Origin of the sequence: Pseudomonas hunanensis (assembly GCF_013393325.1) — a bacterium.
Lineage (GTDB): Bacteria > Pseudomonadota > Gammaproteobacteria > Pseudomonadales > Pseudomonadaceae > Aquipseudomonas > Aquipseudomonas putida_P.
In genome coordinates this window covers 1-15,656 of sequence record NZ_QJRC01000068.1, presented here as the reverse complement: position 1 = coordinate 15,656, position 15,656 = coordinate 1, and the positions used below count along the sequence as shown (strand labels likewise).

The window sequence follows — 15,656 nt, the reverse complement described above, 5'->3', positions numbered from 1 at the left end:
GCAATAGCCTTGGAACCGGCCGACTAGAACGCTTGGCCAGCGAACGTGAAGCTATAGCCAAGCACTTCCAGGGAGGAATGCACGGTGAGGCAACGCGGCGTAACACTGATTCAAATGTTGTCGGCCTTGGCGGTGGCTGTCTTGCTGACACAGCTGGGTATTCCGGCCTACGCCAGGATGAGTGACGACCTACACCGGGCGGCAGCGGCCCGAGATCTGGCCCAGGCACTGCGCAGTGCGCGCAGCCATGCCGTGCTGCAGGGCCAACCGGTAGTTGTAGTGGCGCTGGACGGTAATTGGGGGAATGGCTGGCGTGCAGTGTTAGAGCACAATCAGCAAGTGCTGCGTGAACATCGGCTTTCTCGACCCATGTACATCGCAGCGAATACGGGGGGGCAGGTGAAATTCAGTGCACAGGGTGTGCCGATGCAGCCAAACAACGCTCAGCTGAGTGGCCGGCTTGTAGTCTGCGAAAAAACCAACAGCCCTTATCATGTGGTTCTGGCAAGCACTGGCAGAGTAGCCTTGCGCACAGGCGAACCGAATCATCCGCTGTGCGCAAGGCCCTGATCAGATCAGCGACCGAACCCGCAGCTCTTTAGGCATCGAGAAGGTGATGTTCTCCTCCCGCCCATCCAGCTCTTCAGCGCCCGTGGCGCCCCAAGCCTTGAGTTGCTCGATCACGCCACGCACCAGCACTTCGGGGGCCGAAGCACCGGCAGTGATGCCGATACGCGCGGCCTGGTCGAACCAGCCGCGTTGCAGGTCCTCGGCACCATCAATCAGGTAAGCCGGAGTGCCCATGCGCTCGGCCAGCTCGCGCAGGCGGTTGGAGTTGGAGCTGTTCGGGCTGCCGACCACCAGCACCACGTCACTCTCGCCTGCCAGTTGCTTGACGGCGTCCTGGCGGTTTTGGGTGGCGTAGCAGATGTCGTCCTTGCGCGGGCCACCGATGTTCGGAAAGCGTGCACGCAGGGCGTCGATGACGCGACTGGTGTCGTCCATCGACAGCGTGGTCTGGGTGACGAAGGCCAGGTGGTCCGGGTCGCGCACCTGCAGGTTGGCAACATCTTCCTCGTCCTCGACAAGGTAGATGGCGCCACCGTTGCTGGCGTCGTACTGGCCCATGGTGCCTTCGACTTCCGGGTGCCCTTCGTGGCCGATGAGAATGCACTCACGGCCATCGCGGCTGTACTTGGCCACTTCGATGTGCACCTTGGTCACCAGCGGGCAGGTGGCATCGAACACTTTCAGGCCACGGCCAGCTGCTTCCTGGCGCACGGCCTGGGAAACACCGTGGGCACTGAAGATGACGATGACATCGTCCGGCACCTGGTCCAGCTCTTCGACAAAGATGGCGCCACGGTTGCGCAGGTCTTCCACCACGAACTTGTTGTGCACCACTTCGTGGCGCACATAGATCGGCGGGCCGAAGACTTCCAGCGCGCGGTTGACGATCTCGATCGCCCGGTCGACCCCCGCGCAAAAGCCGCGAGGGTTGGCGAGTTTGATTTGCATGCTCGGCTCCAGGCTTACAGGGCCTTCACCTCGAGGATCTCCACCTCGAAGGTCAGGGTCTTGCCAGCCAGTGGGTGATTGAAGTCGATGGTCACCTGGTCGTCATCGAACGCTTTGACCACACCTGGCAGCTCGGTGTTGGCGGCGTCGTTGAAGATGATCAGCAGGCCTTCGGACAGCTCCATGCCTTCGAAGTTGGAGCGCGGCATAACCTGCACGTTCTGCGGGTTAGGCTGGCCGAAAGCGTTCTCCGGGGCCACTACCACAGTGCGCTTGTCACCGGCCTTGAAGCCGAACAGGGCGCTTTCAAAGCCCGGCAGCAGGTTGCCATCGCCAACCTTGAAGGTGGCCGGGGCTTTGTCGAACGTGCTGTCGACGGTGTCGCCGTTTTCCAGGTGCAGCGCGAAGTGCAAGGTGACTTCGGTGTTCTGGCCGATACGGGTGTCAGTCATGGACCGGATCCTCGGACTTCTTGCTCTTGAACATATCCAGCGCCAGCATCACCGCACCAACGGTGATGGCGCTGTCGGCCACGTTGAAGGCCGGGAAGTAGTGGCGGTTCTGCCAGTGCACCAGGATGAAGTCGACCACATGGCCCAGCACGATGCGATCGTACAGGTTGCCGATGGCGCCACCCAGCACCAGCGCCAGTGCCACGGCCAGCCAGGTCTCGTTGCGCCCCAGGCGCTTGAGCCATACCACCAGCACGGCACTGACCACCACGGCGATCAGGGCGAACAGCCAGCGCTGCCAGCCAGCGCCATCAGCGAGAAAGCTGAACGCGGCACCGGTGTTGTAGGCCAACGTCCAGCTGAAGTAGTCAGGGATGACCACAATCTGCTGGTACATGGTCAGGGCGTTGTTGAAGTACAGCTTGGTGGCCTGGTCGAGGACCAGGACCAGCAAGCTCAGCCAAAGCCATGCAAGGCGCCCGAAGCGCCCCGCTGCAGGGTTAGGCATAGTGGCGCACCTCACCCGAACCGCTCAGGTTGTCGACGCAACGGCTGCAGATTTCCGGGTGCTCCGGGTGGCTGCCAACGTCGGCGCGGAAGTGCCAGCAACGGCCGCACTTGGCGTGGCCGGACTTGACCACCTTCAGCTTGAGGCCTTCGACTTCGGTGGCCACGGCTTCGGCCGGCGCCTGAGCGAACGGCACCACGCTGGCGGCCGAGGTGATCAGCACGAAGCGCAGTTCGTCGCCCAGCTTGCCCAGGTCGGCGCTCAGGCCTTCGTCGGCGTACAGGGTCACTTCGGCCTGCAGGTTGCCACCGATCACCTTGGCGGTACGCTGGTTCTCCAGCTCTTTGTTCACCGAGGCCTTCACCGCCATCACGCGGTCCCAGTAGGCGCGGTCCAGCTCGGTGCCTTCCGGCAGCTCGCTCAGGCCCTGGTACCAGCCGTTGAGCATTACCGACTCGTTGCGCTCGCCCGGCAGGTACTGCCAGATTTCGTCGGCGGTGAACGCCAGGATTGGCGCGATCCAGCGCACCAGCGCCTCGCTGATGTGGTACAGCGCGGTCTGGCAGGAGCGGCGGGCGACACTGTTGGCACCAGTGGTGTACTGGCGGTCCTTGATGATGTCGAGGTAGAAGCCGCCCAGTTCCTGTACGCAGAAGTTGTGCACCTTGGAGTAGACGTTCCAGAAACGGTACTCGCTGTAGTGCTCTTCCAGCTCGCGCTGCAGCAGCAGGGTGCGGTCCACGGCCCAGCGGTCCAGTGCCAGCATGTCCTCCGGGGCCAGCAGGTCGCGGGCCGGGTCGAAGCCGGACAGGTTGGACAGCAAGAAGCGCGCGGTATTGCGAATACGGCGATAGGCGTCGGCGCTGCGCTGCAGGATCTGCTCGGAAACCGCCATTTCACCGGAGTAGTCGGTGGCCGAAACCCACAGGCGCAGGATGTCGGCACCCAAGGTGTTGTTGACCTTCTCCGGTTCGATGGTGTTGCCCAGCGATTTGGACATCTTGCGGCCGTTTTCGTCCACGGTGAAGCCATGGGTCAGCAGCTCGCGGTATGGCGCGTGGTTGTCGATGGCGCAACCGGTCAGCAACGACGAGTGGAACCAGCCACGGTGCTGGTCAGAGCCTTCCAGGTACAGGTCGGCGACCGGGCCGGTGGTGTGGCCGATGTCGTGCGAGCCACGCAGCACGTGCCAATGGGTGGTACCCGAGTCGAACCACACGTCGAGGGTGTCGGTGATCTTGTCGTACTGGTCGGCTTCAACGCCCAGCAGCTCGGCGGCGTCCAGCTTGAACCAAGCCTCGATGCCCTCCTGCTCGACGCGTTTGGCCACTTGCTCCATCAGCTCGACAGTGCGCGGGTGCAGTTCGCCGGTCTGCTTGTGCAGGAAGAACGGGATTGGCACGCCCCAGTTGCGCTGACGCGAAATGCACCAGTCCGGGCGGTTGGCGATCATCGAATGCAAGCGCGCCTGGCCCCAGGCCGGCACGAACTTGGTGTCTTCGATGGCTTTCAGCGCGCGCTCACGCAGCGGCTCGCCGGTGGTTGGCTGCTTGTCCATGCCCACGAACCACTGCGCAGTAGCACGGTAGATCAGCGGGGTCTTGTGGCGCCAGCAGTGCATGTAGCTGTGGCTGATGGTTTCGGTGTGCATCAGCGCACCGACTTCGCTCAGCTTCTCGACGATGGCCGGGTTGGCCTTCCAGATGAACTGGCCGCCGAAGAATGGCAGCGACTCGACATATACACCGTTGCTCTGCACCGGGGTGAGGATGTCGTCGTTGACCATGCCGTAGCGCTTGCAGGTAACGAAGTCGTCTTCACCGTAGGCAGGTGCCGAATGCACCACGCCGGTACCCGCGCCCAGCTCGACGTAGTCGGCCAGGTAGATTGGCGACAGGCGATCATAGAACGGGTGACGGAAGTTGATCAGCTCCAGCGCCGAACCTTGGGCGGTGGCAATGATCGAGCCTTCCAGGTTGTAGCGCTTGAGGCACGACTCGACCAGCTCTTCAGCCAGTACCAGCAGGCGCTCGCCGGTGTCGACCAGGGCGTACTTGAACTCCGGGTGGATGTTCAGCGCCTGGTTGGCCGGGATGGTCCACGGGGTGGTGGTCCAGATCACGATGGCGGCCGGTTTGGCCAGCGACGCCAGGCCGAAAGCAGCGGCCAGCTTGGTTTCATCGGCAACCGGGAAGGCCACGTCGATGGTCTGGGATTTCTTGTCGGCGTACTCGACTTCCGCTTCAGCCAGGGCCGAACCGCAATCGAAGCACCAGTTCACAGGCTTGAGGCCCTTGAACACGAAGCCTTGCTTGACCATCTCGGCCAGGGCGCGGATTTCACCGGCCTCGTTGGCGAAGTTCATGGTCTTGTACGGGTTGTCCCAGTCACCCAGCACGCCCAGGCGAATGAACTCGGTCTTCTGCCCTTCGATCTGCTCGGCGGCGTATTCGCGGCACAGCTCGCGGGTGCGGTCGGCGGACAGGTGCTTGCCGTGGGTAACCTCGACCTTGTGCTCGATCGGCAGGCCATGGCAGTCCCAGCCCGGTACATACGGCGCATCGAAGCCGGCCAGGGTCTTGGAGCGGACGATCATGTCCTTGAGGATCTTGTTCAGCGCATGACCGATGTGAATCTTGCCGTTGGCATAGGGCGGGCCGTCGTGCAGGACGAACTTGGGACGATCCTTGCCAATTTCGCGCAGCTTCTGGTACAGGCCAATGCTGTCCCAGCGCTGCAGGATCTGCGGTTCGCGCTGAGGCAGGCCGGCCTTCATGGGGAAGGCGGTGTCCGGAAGGTTAAGCGTGGCTTTGTAGTCGGTCATTTCAGGCTCTTCGTTAGCGGTTGAGCGTGCCAATGTGCACGTGCGGCGGCGATATCCGCATCGATCGCCGACTTCAGCGCCTCCAGGGAGGCGAATCGCTGCTCTTCACGCAGCTTGTGGTGGAACTCCACCGTCAGGCGCCGGCCATACAGGTCACCGGCATAATCCAGTAGATGAATTTCCAGGTGCGGGCGCCCATCACCGGCAACGGTGGGACGCACGCCAATATTGCCGACACCCGGCCAGGCCTTGCCGTCGATTTCGATGCTGGCCAGGTAGACCCCGGACAGCGGCACGCGGCGGCGCTTGAGCTGGATATTGGCGGTAGGTGTGCCGAGCTGGCGGGCCAGCTTCTGGCCATGCAGTACGCGGCCAGTGATGCTGTACGGGCGACCCAGCAGGTGCTCGGCCAGTTCGAAGTTGCCCTCGGACAGGGCCTTGCGCACTTCGGTGCTGCTGACCCGCAGGCCGTCCTGGATTACCGTGTTGGCGGCCTCGACGGTAAAGCCGTACTGCTTGCCGGCCTCGATCAGGAAGGCGAAATCGCCAGCACGGTCGCAGCCAAAGCGGAAGTCATCGCCCACTTCGAGATGACGCACACCCAAGCCGTCGACCAGGATGGCCTTGACGAAGGCATCGGCGCTGAGCTTGCTCAGGCGCTGATTGAACGCCAGGCACAAAACCCGGTCAATGCCCTCGGCGGCCAGCAGCTCGACCTTGTCGCGCAGGCGGGCCAGGCGCGCCGGCGCGGTTTCAGGGGCGAAGTACTCGCGTGGTTGCGGTTCGAAGATCACCACGCAGGTCGGCAGGCCCAAGGCCTGGCCGCGCTCGCGCAGACGCGCCAGGATTGCCTGGTGGCCGCGGTGAACCCCGTCGAAGTTGCCAATGGTGGCGACACAGCCCCGGTGCTCGGGGCGCAGGTTGTGAAGACCTCGAACCAGCTGCATAACGCGCTTCTTGCTCATAAAGTGGCCGATTATAACCACACCCGGGCGCTGGTGACAGGCAGCAGCGCCCAAGGGCGGCGTGGAATGCGAAAAACCGACGTTTGACCCGCCCCAAGCCTTAGTGCAAGGCCTTGCGGGCGAAATGCCGAGGCCGGAAGCCGCACAGGTACAGGCAGCCGAAATACGTCACGACGCCCGCCAGGATCAACGCCCCCAGGCGCAGGAAGCGCTCGAGCATGATGCCCTGCTCCCAGGCCGGCATATAGTGCATGCCCGCCAACAGTACCGCCGACATGAGTGCCACTGCCAAAACAAGCTTGAGCAGGAACATTGCCCAGCCTGGCTGAGGTTCGAACAACTGCTGACTGCGCAGCTTCCAGAACAGCAAGCCGGCATTCAGGCAGGCACCGAGGCTGATCGCCAATGCCAGGCCGGCATGTGCGAGCGGCCCGACCAGGGCAAGGTTGAACAGCTGAGTGCAAACCAGCGTGAAGATCGCGATTTTCACCGGCGTGCGGATATTCTGCTGCGCATAGAAGCCGGGTGCCAGTACCTTGACCAGAATGATCGCCAGCAAGCCCACGGAATAGGCCATCAGCGCCCGCTGGGTCATGGCCGCATCGAACGCACTGAATTTGCCGTATTGAAACAACGCAACGGTCAGTGGCTCGGCAAGAATGGCCAGCGCCAGGGTGCAGGGCAGCACCAGCAGGAAGCACAGGCGCAGGCCCCAGTCGAGAATCCGCGAGTACTCCTCGCGGTCCTTGTTGGCGTAGGTCTTGGCCAGGGTCGGCAGCAGGATCGTGCCCAATGCCACGCCCAGCACACCCGAAGGCAACTCCATGAGGCGGTCGGCGTAGTACATCCACGACACCGACCCGGCCACCAGGAAGGAAGCGAAGATGGTGTTGATGATCAACGAGATCTGGCTCACCGACACCCCGAGAATCGCCGGCAGCATCTGCTTCAGTACCCGCCACACACCGGCGTCCTTTAAGTTCAGGCGCGGCAGCACGAGCATGCCGATCTTCTTCAGTGCCGGCAGCTGGTACAGCAACTGCGCCAGGCCACCGGCCAGCACGCCCCAGGCCAAGGCCATGATCGGCGGGTCGAAGTACGGTGTCAGCAGCACGGCGAAGGCGATCATCGCCACGTTCAGCAAGGTCGGGGTGAAGGCCGGTACCGAGAAACGGTTCCAGGTATTGAGGATCGCACCGGCCAGGGAAGACAGCGAGATCAGCAATATATAAGGAAAGGTCACTCGCAACAGGGCGGTGGTCAGCTCGTATTTTTCGGCGCTGTCAACAAAACCCGGGGCCGTCGCCCACACCACCCAGGGCGCCGCCAGGATACCGATGGCGGTCACCAGGGCCAGGACCAGGGTCAGCAGGCCGCTGACGTAGGCAATGAAGGTGCGTGTCGCCTCCTCGCCCTGCTGGGTCTTGTATTCGGCCAGGATCGGCACGAAGGCCTGGGAGAATGCACCTTCAGCGAAGATCCGCCGCAACAGGTTGGGCAACTTGAACGCGATGAAGAAGGCGTCGGTGGCGACACCGGCACCGAAGATGCGCGCCAGGATGGTGTCGCGGACGAAGCCCAGCACCCGCGAAATCATGGTGATCGAGCTTACTGCAGCCAGGGATTTGAGCAGGTTCATCGAAAAGATTCACGCCAATGACAGAGGACGCTGCCAGACAGCGTCCGAATGTGCGATACTCCCGCGCCTTCGCAGGGGAGCCAAAAATTCCCGAGTGTACAGGTCGCGCAGCAGAAAGGAATCTTTCCCGCTTGTTGGCGCACCGCTCGGCGGAACCTTGCAGGTGGCCTTGACAATCGATCTACTGATCGGCATGATTCGCGGCCTATTTTGTTTGCTATTTACCTAAAGTCTTTCGAGGAGCTCGACGGTGGCCAACACACCTTCCGCCAAGAAACGTGCAAAACAGGCTGAGAAGCGTCGCAGCCACAACGCCAGCCTGCGTTCCATGGTCCGCACCTACATCAAGAATGTAGTTAAAGCCATTGACGCAAAAGACGCCGAAAAAGCGCAAGCCGCTTACGTTCTGGCTGTACCTGTAATCGACCGTATGGCCGACAAAGGTATCATCCACAAGAACAAGGCTGCTCGTCACAAAGGCCGTCTGAATGGCCACATCAAGGCGCTGAAAGAAGCTGCAGCTGCCTAAGCGACGCGCTAGTCGAAAAACCGACCCTAGGGTCGGTTTTTTGTTGCCTGCAATTTATTGGAATCCTTCGGTCCCAATATTTATGGTCAATTGACACAATTCATCATCAATTGACACCTGCAGGAGCGGGCAAACCCGCCCCTGCAGACACTCTTACTTGGCGATTTGGATCTTCGGCGCCCACTGCATCCATTCATCCTCCGCCTTGTCGAACAAGGCGAATGTCTGCTGCGGTCGTGCTGGGTTGCCCATCTGCTCGCCATCTGGCGTTGCAAAAGCGATACCGCCATCGATCAGGGTCTGCACCGACTCGGTGCGCACCGTAGCGCCCTTGAACAGCCCCCAATCGAAACCGAAGCCACTGCTGTTCCAGAAACGGCTACCGCTGCGTACCAAGGCGGCATAGCGCGGCTCGATGAGGATATGGATCAGCACACGGTCAGCGCTCTGGCCCAGCTCGAAGCCTGTCACCTTGCCCACCGCAACCTCACGGTAGGTCACCGGCACACCCGGTTTGATCGAGCCACGGCGTGGCGCACTGAGTGTCAACGGCAGACCGACCTCTGGCCCCGCCACCTGTGGAGCATCGGCCAAGGCAATGAAATCACGCTGCGGACCACGGTCCTTGGCTGCCGGCTGCACTTCCAGGTACTGGCCGCCAATCAGGGTGTCGAGGTTCTCGGTGCGCACCAGGCCTAATGCTGGCTTGACCACCCAGAACTGCGTACCGGCGCGGGCGATACGGTCCGCCGCTTCGGTAATGCGCGCCCGCAGCAGCACGGCCTGCAAGTCATCGGTGAGGTCGACGCTTTCGATACTGCCCACATCCAGGCCACGGAAGCGGATCGCCGTACCCGGCTTCAGGCCATCTGCACGGTCGACACGGATGGTGATCAACGTGCCGGCACGGTTTACCGCTTCTTGGCTGTCATGCAGGCGGAAGCGCGGAATGTGCCGTTTCAGCGCCACATCGGGCCGCGGCGTGTCGAAGGCGATACCACCGGCCATCAATGTTTGCAGTGATTCACTCTTGATCTTGATGCCAGAAAGGCCGCCGGTCAGGGTGATACCACTGACGTTCCAGAAGCGCGACGAACCATTGACCAGTTTTTCGTACTCCTTCTCGATATGTACACCGATCAGGATGCGGTTGCTGTTGCGAGCGAACTGGTAGCTTTGGACGCTACCCACCTTCACCTGGCGGTACATAACCGGGCTGCCGACTTCCAGCGAACCCAAGGTGTCGGCGAACAACACCATGTGCAGGCCCGGCGCCTTGAGATCGAGTGGCGGCGCCTTGGCACGGGCCTCGAACTCACGCTCTGGCCGTGCGCCCTTCTCACCGGGGCGAATGGCGATGTAGTTACCTTTGACCAGCGCTTCCAGGCCAGTGATACCCGCCAGGGAAATCGACGGTTTGACTACCCAGAACTGAGTCCCGTCCACCAGGTAGTCTTCGGTCAGCGGGTCCAGTGTCAACTCGGCCGACGCGCTGGACAGGTTGTCTTCCATCTTCAGGGCCTTCAGCGAGCCCACCTGAATACCCTTGTACATAACCGGCGTGCGACCCGCCTGCAGGCCTTCATAATCGCTCAGTTTCACTTTGACCCGAATACCGGCCTGGGCTGCATCAAAGTCCTCATACAGGCGGAATGGCAGGCTCGGGTCGGTAGGCGGGCTGTCCTTGCGGTATTCCGGCGTGGCGAAGGCGATACCACCAGCCACGATGCTCGACAGCGACTCGCTGCGCACCTTCACACCTGACAGCGAAGCATCGATGCTGACGCCGCTGGCATTCCAGAAACGCGTGTGCTTACGCACCAGGCTGGCGTAGGCGGGCTCGATGAAGACTTTGACCTCGACGGTGCTCTGGTCCTCGGACAGTCGGTAGCTTTTCACCCGACCCACCTGAATCTGCTTGTAGAACACCGGGCTGTCACGGTTGAGCGAACCCAACCTGTCGGCCTTGAGGGTCAGATGCAGGCCAGGTTCCGTATCCGAGAGCGGCGGTGCCACCTTCAACGCGGTAAAGCGCTTGGTACGCTCCCCCTCGCCCGGACTGACGGCGATGTAGTTACCCGACACCAGTGTCTCAAGGCCGGTAATACCCGCCAGGCTGACACTGGGCTTAACCAGCCAGAAGCGTGTGCCCTTGGTCAGGTGAGGCTCCGCAGCCTTGTTCATCTCGATGGTGGCGATCACCCCCTGGTTGTCACCCTCGGCATCGAGCACCAGGTTCTTCACCTTGCCTACCGGCATGCCCTTGTAGATGACTTCGGTCTTGTTGGCGACGATACCTTCACCCGACTCGAAGCGGACTTCAATTTCTACGCCGGCCGAGCTGTAGGCCTGCCACGCGAGCCAGCCACCGATCATCAAGGCGATCAAAGGCAAGATCCAGATGGCCGACCAGTTAGAGGCTGGGCGGGTTTTAGCCGTTGGCAGGTCACTCATGGTCGTCATCCGACTCCGTGTTATCCCAAATCAGTCGGGGATCGAAAGTTAAAGCGGCAAGCATTGTCAGGATCACCACAGTTGCGAAGGCGACAGCGCCCAGATTGGCTTCGACACTGGCTATTCGGCCGAAATTCACCACGGCCACCAGGATGGCGATGACGAAGATATCGAGCATGGACCAGCGCCCAATGAATTCGATGAAGCGGTACATTAATATCCGTTGCCGCGCCGAAAGCGGCTGGTGACGCTGAACGGAGTACAGCAGCAGGCCAATGCCCACCAGCTTGAACGTGGGCACCAGGATACTGGCGATGAACACCACCGCAGCAATGGGCACCATGCCGTGCTTGAGCAGGGTAATGACGCCGGACATGATCGTGTCGGGGCTGCCCTGGCCGAGTGTACTCACAGTCATGATCGGCAGCAGGTTGGCCGGGATGTACAAGATCGACGCGGCAATCAGCAGCGCCCAGGTACGCACGATACTGTTTGGGCGGCGAGCATGGACAATGGCGCCGCAGCGTGTACAGGTCTGCGACGTGCTGTCTTGCACTTGCTTGTTCAGTTCATGACATTCATTGCAGACAAGAATGCCTGCATCAATCGCCCGCATGCAGGTCCTCCCCCGAAAGTGCACTCCAAATCTGGTGCGGTGACATCACCACCTCAAGCCATACCTGGATCAACAACAGGCTGATGAAACAGAACAGCCCCAGGCCCACGGTCAACTCGGCCAGGTCCACCAGCTTGACGATAGCCACCAACACCCCCATGAAATAGACCTCGAGCATGCCCCAGTCACGCAGGTGGTGATAGATGCGGTAGAACAACAGGCCGAAGTTACGCCCCATGTTCAAGCGGATACTCAGCAGTACCGCCAGTTGGCAGAGCAGTTTTGCCAAGGGGATGGCCATGCTGCACAGGAAGACGACTACCGCTACACCACGCATCTGCGAATTGTACAGGCCCAGTACGCCGCTCCAGACAGTATCGTCCGAGGTCTGGCCAAGCAGGTGCAACTGCATGATCGGTAGAAAATTGGCAGGCACGAACAGCAACAGCGCGGTCAGTACCAACGCCAGGCTACGGTTGACCACGTTGTGCCGATGAGCATAAAGCTCGTAACCGCAACGTGGGCATTGGGCTTTCTCACCGTGCTGGAGCACGGGCTTGCGCAGCAGCAGGTCGCATTCGTGGCAGGCGACAAGCTCGTCCAACGGCAATTGGGCCAAGGTTTCAGGTTCGACAGAGTTGGGCATATAGCGCTTCTGAATAGGTGCGTGGAGCTATTCTAGTGTTCTGGCTCGAATTGTGGGAGCTGACCTTGGCCTAGAGGGGGGTGGGGTAATCCCTATGAGACGTGGCTTTTCAGGCTACAAAGACAAAACCCCTACCTGCATGTGCAGATAGGGGTTTTGCGAAATGAATCTTGACGATGACCTACTCTCACATGGGGAAACCCCACACTACCATCGGCGATGCATCGTTTCACTGCTGAGTTCGGGATGGGATCAGGTGGTTCCAATGCTCTATGGTCGTCAAGAAATTCTGTAGCCAGAATGTCCAGATGGACAGCCCAGCGAATTCGGATATGTGATTGTGTGGTTCGTTGCGAACTTTCGGTTCGTATCATCTTCACCACCGCAATTTGGCTGACGCGCAAATTGCTTGGGTGTTATATGGTCAAGCCTCACGGGCAATTAGTATTGGTTAGCTCAACGCCTCACAGCGCTTACACACCCAACCTATCAACGTCGTAGTCTTCGACGGCCCTTTAGGGGATTCAAGATCCCAGTGAGATCTCATCTTGAGGCAAGTTTCCCGCTTAGATGCTTTCAGCGGTTATCTCTTCCGAACATAGCTACCCGGCAATGCCACTGGCGTGACAACCGGAACACCAGAGGTTCGTCCACTCCGGTCCTCTCGTACTAGGAGCAGCCCCTCTCAAATCTCAAACGTCCACGGCAGATAGGGACCGAACTGTCTCACGACGTTCTAAACCCAGCTCGCGTACCACTTTAAATGGCGAACAGCCATACCCTTGGGACCGGCTTCAGCCCCAGGATGTGATGAGCCGACATCGAGGTGCCAAACACCGCCGTCGATATGAACTCTTGGGCGGTATCAGCCTGTTATCCCCGGAGTACCTTTTATCCGTTGAGCGATGGCCCTTCCATACAGAACCACCGGATCACTAAGACCTACTTTCGTACCTGCTCGACGTGTGTGTCTCGCAGTCAAGCGCGCTTTTGCCTTTATACTCTACGACCGATTTCCGACCGGTCTGAGCGCACCTTCGTACTCCTCCGTTACTCTTTGGGAGGAGACCGCCCCAGTCAAACTACCCACCATACACTGTCCTCGATCCGGATAACGGACCTGAGTTAGAACCTCAAAGTTGCCAGGGTGGTATTTCAAGGATGGCTCCATGAGAACTGGCGTCCCCACTTCAAAGCCTCCCACCTATCCTACACAAGCAAATTCAAAGTCCAGTGCAAAGCTATAGTAAAGGTTCACGGGGTCTTTCCGTCTAGCCGCGGATACACTGCATCTTCACAGCGATTTCAATTTCACTGAGTCTCGGGTGGAGACAGCGCCGCCATCGTTACGCCATTCGTGCAGGTCGGAACTTACCCGACAAGGAATTTCGCTACCTTAGGACCGTTATAGTTACGGCCGCCGTTTACCGGGGCTTCGATCAAGAGCTTCGCTTGCGCTAACCCCATCAATTAACCTTCCGGCACCGGGCAGGCGTCACACCCTATACGTCCACTTTCGTGTTTGCAGAGTGCTGTGTTTTTAATAAACAGTCGCAGCGGCCTGGTATCTTCGACCGGCATGGGCTTACGGAGCAAGTCCTTAACCCTCGCCGGCGCACCTTCTCCCGAAGTTACGGTGCCATTTTGCCTAGTTCCTTCACCCGAGTTCTCTCAAGCGCCTTGGTATTCTCTACCTAACCACCTGTGTCGGTTTGGGGTACGGTTCCCAGTTATCTGAAGCTTAGGAGCTTTTCTTGGAAGCATGGTATCAACCACTTCGTCGCCTAAAGGCAACTCGTCATCAGCTCTCGGCCTTGAAATCCCGGATTTGCCTAAGATTCCAGCCTACCACCTTAAACCTGGACAACCAACGCCAGGCTGGCCTAACCTTCTCCGTCCCTCCATCGCAATAACTGGAAGTACAGGAATATTAACCTGTTTTCCATCGACTACGCTTTTCAGCCTCGCCTTAGGGACCGACTAACCCTGCGTCGATTAACGTTGCGCAGGAAACCTTGGTCTTTCGGCGTGCGAGTTTTTCACTCGCATTGTCGTTACTCATGTCAGCATTCGCACTTCTGATACCTCCAGCAAGCTTCTCAACTCACCTTCACAGGCTTACAGAACGCTCCTCTACCGCATCACCAAAAGGTGATACCCGTAGCTTCGGTGCATGGTTTGAGCCCCGTTACATCTTCCGCGCAGGCCGACTCGACTAGTGAGCTATTACGCTTTCTTTAAAGGGTGGCTGCTTCTAAGCCAACCTCCTAGCTGTCTAAGCCTTCCCACATCGTTTCCCACTTAACCATGACTTTGGGACCTTAGCTGACGGTCTGGGTTGTTTCCCTTTTCACGACGGACGTTAGCACCCGCCGTGTGTCTCCCATGCTCGGCACTTGTAGGTATTCGGAGTTTGCATCGGTTTGGTAAGTCGGGATGACCCCCTAGCCGAAACAGTGCTCTACCCCCTACAGTGATACATGAGGCGCTACCTAAATAGCTTTCGAGGAGAACCAGCTATCTCCGAGCTTGATTAGCCTTTCACTCCGATCCACAGGTCATCCGCTAACTTTTCAACGGTAGTCGGTTCGGTCCTCCAGTCAGTGTTACCTAACCTTCAACCTGCCCATGGATAGATCGCCCGGTTTCGGGTCTATACCCAGCGACTAAACGCCCTATTAAGACTCGCTTTCGCTACGCCTCCCCTATTCGGTTAAGCTCGCCACTGAATATAAGTCGCTGACCCATTATACAAAAGGTACGCAGTCACCTAACAAAGTAGGCTCCCACTGCTTGTACGCATACGGTTTCAGGTTCTATTTCACTCCCCTCTCCGGGGTTCTTTTCGCCTTTCCCTCACGGTACTGGTTCACTATCGGTCAGTCAGTAGTATTTAGCCTTGGAGGATGGTCCCCCCATATTCAGACAAAGTTTCTCGTGCTCCGTCCTACTCGATTTCATTGATAAGAGATTTTCGTGTACGGGGCTATCACCCACTATGGCCGCACTTTCCAGAGCGTTCCACTAATCTCAAACCAACTTAAGGGCTGGTCCCCGTTCGCTCGCCACTACTAAGGGAATCTCGGTTGATTTCTTTTCCTCAGGGTACTTAGATGTTTCAGTTCCCCTGGTTCGCCTCTTGCACCTATGTATTCAGTACAAGATAACCAGCTTATGCTGGCTGGGTTCCCCCATTCAGAGATCTCTGGATCACAGTCTGTTTGCCGACTCCCCAAAGCTTATCGCAGGCTACCACGTCTTTCATCGCCTCTGACTGCCAAGGCATCCACCGTATGCGCTTCTTCACTTGACCATATAACCCCAAGCAATCTGGTTATACTGTGAAGACGACATTCGCCGAAAATTCGCACGTCGCTCTTTCGAGCAGAACTCACAAATTTTACCTTAGCCTGATTAACCAGCAGTGAAACTGGCCATCAGTCTATTTCTATCACATATCCGAATTTTTAAAGAACGATCTGACAAAAGTCAGAAATCAACATTC

At 59.1% G+C, this 15,656-nt stretch carries 11 protein-coding genes and 2 rRNA genes; 2 read left to right on the top strand and 11 right to left on the bottom strand.

Annotation, left to right across the window (positions count from 1 at the left end):
- The first annotated feature begins 84 nt into the window (after window positions 1-84).
- The gene (locus DM807_RS03350; RefSeq protein WP_012270372.1) at window positions 85-570 is read left to right on the top strand and encodes a GspH/FimT family pseudopilin; all 486 of its coding nucleotides are present in this window, start codon (window positions 85-87) and stop codon (window positions 568-570) included.
- On the opposite strand, the gene ispH is transcribed toward DM807_RS03350, so the two are convergent.
- From ispH to murJ, 6 genes are all read right to left on the bottom strand, one after another.
- The gene (gene ispH / locus DM807_RS03345) at window positions 571-1,518 is read right to left on the bottom strand and encodes a 4-hydroxy-3-methylbut-2-enyl diphosphate reductase (protein ID WP_010951872.1); all 948 of its coding nucleotides are present in this window, start codon (window positions 1,516-1,518) and stop codon (window positions 571-573) included.
- A 14-nt stretch (window positions 1,519-1,532) separates the two neighbouring features.
- Complete coding sequence (fkpB, locus tag DM807_RS03340; RefSeq protein WP_012270371.1) at window positions 1,533-1,970, bottom strand: FKBP-type peptidyl-prolyl cis-trans isomerase; 438 nt, start codon at window positions 1,968-1,970, stop codon at window positions 1,533-1,535.
- A complete protein-coding gene (gene lspA / locus DM807_RS03335; RefSeq protein WP_012270370.1) occupies window positions 1,963-2,478 on the bottom strand; it encodes a signal peptidase II in 516 nt (171 codons plus the stop codon). Before lspA ends, fkpB begins: the two co-directional genes overlap by 8 nt.
- On the bottom strand, window positions 2,471-5,302 hold the full coding sequence (gene ileS, locus DM807_RS03330; protein ID WP_012270369.1) for an isoleucine--tRNA ligase: 2,832 nt from the start codon (window positions 5,300-5,302) through the stop codon (window positions 2,471-2,473). The genes lspA and ileS overlap by 8 nt, the downstream gene beginning before the upstream one ends.
- Window positions 5,299-6,249: a bifunctional riboflavin kinase/FAD synthetase gene (gene ribF / locus DM807_RS03325; protein WP_041166363.1), complete on the bottom strand. Its 951-nt coding sequence runs from the start codon at window positions 6,247-6,249 to the stop codon at window positions 5,299-5,301. Before ribF ends, ileS begins: the two co-directional genes overlap by 4 nt.
- A 118-nt stretch (window positions 6,250-6,367) precedes the next feature.
- Window positions 6,368-7,906, bottom strand: a complete 1,539-nt coding sequence (gene murJ, locus DM807_RS03320; RefSeq protein ID WP_012270367.1) for a murein biosynthesis integral membrane protein MurJ — start codon at window positions 7,904-7,906, stop codon at window positions 6,368-6,370.
- 250 nt (window positions 7,907-8,156) lie between these two features.
- On the opposite strand from murJ, the gene rpsT reads away from it, so the two are divergent.
- On the top strand, window positions 8,157-8,435 hold the full coding sequence (rpsT, locus tag DM807_RS03315; protein WP_003247625.1) for a 30S ribosomal protein S20: 279 nt from the start codon (window positions 8,157-8,159) through the stop codon (window positions 8,433-8,435).
- Between the two features lie 153 nt (window positions 8,436-8,588).
- Here rpsT and DM807_RS03310 read toward each other — a convergent pair whose 3' ends face one another.
- From DM807_RS03310 to DM807_RS03290, 5 genes are all read right to left on the bottom strand, one after another.
- Window positions 8,589-10,889, bottom strand: coding sequence for a PqiB family protein (locus tag DM807_RS03310; RefSeq protein WP_041166362.1), 2,301 nt, complete (start codon window positions 10,887-10,889; stop codon window positions 8,589-8,591).
- Window positions 10,882-11,505 (bottom strand): paraquat-inducible protein A, encoded by a 624-nt coding sequence (locus tag DM807_RS03305; RefSeq protein ID WP_012270365.1) that lies wholly within the window; start codon window positions 11,503-11,505, stop codon window positions 10,882-10,884. Before DM807_RS03305 ends, DM807_RS03310 begins: the two co-directional genes overlap by 8 nt.
- Window positions 11,492-12,151, bottom strand: coding sequence for a paraquat-inducible protein A (locus DM807_RS03300; RefSeq protein ID WP_179027050.1), 660 nt, complete (start codon window positions 12,149-12,151; stop codon window positions 11,492-11,494). Before DM807_RS03300 ends, DM807_RS03305 begins: the two co-directional genes overlap by 14 nt.
- A gap of 168 nt (window positions 12,152-12,319) precedes the next feature.
- Window positions 12,320-12,435: ribosomal RNA gene (rrf, locus tag DM807_RS03295) — 5S ribosomal RNA — on the bottom strand.
- 136 nt (window positions 12,436-12,571) lie between these two features.
- Window positions 12,572-15,464 (bottom strand): 23S ribosomal RNA (locus DM807_RS03290).
- Window positions 15,465-15,656: the final 192 nt, after the last annotated feature.

Bases quoted from the DNA above. Each gene is read 5' to 3' on its own strand.
- ispH (WP_010951872.1), bottom strand. From the start codon at position 1,518: ATGCAAATCAAACTCGCCAACCCTCGCGGCTTTTGCGCGGGGGTCGAC.
- fkpB (WP_012270371.1), bottom strand. From the start codon at position 1,970: ATGACTGACACCCGTATCGGCCAGAACACCGAAGTCACCTTGCACTTC.
- lspA (WP_012270370.1), bottom strand. From the start codon at position 2,478: ATGCCTAACCCTGCAGCGGGGCGCTTCGGGCGCCTTGCATGGCTTTGG.
- ileS (WP_012270369.1), bottom strand. From the start codon at position 5,302: ATGACCGACTACAAAGCCACGCTTAACCTTCCGGACACCGCCTTCCCC.
- ribF (WP_041166363.1), bottom strand. From the start codon at position 6,249: ATGCAGCTGGTTCGAGGTCTTCACAACCTGCGCCCCGAGCACCGGGGC.
- murJ (WP_012270367.1), bottom strand. From the start codon at position 7,906: ATGAACCTGCTCAAATCCCTGGCTGCAGTAAGCTCGATCACCATGATT.
- DM807_RS03310 (WP_041166362.1), bottom strand. From the start codon at position 10,889: ATGAGTGACCTGCCAACGGCTAAAACCCGCCCAGCCTCTAACTGGTCG.
- DM807_RS03305 (WP_012270365.1), bottom strand. From the start codon at position 11,505: ATGCGGGCGATTGATGCAGGCATTCTTGTCTGCAATGAATGTCATGAA.
- DM807_RS03300 (WP_179027050.1), bottom strand. From the start codon at position 12,151: ATGCCCAACTCTGTCGAACCTGAAACCTTGGCCCAATTGCCGTTGGAC.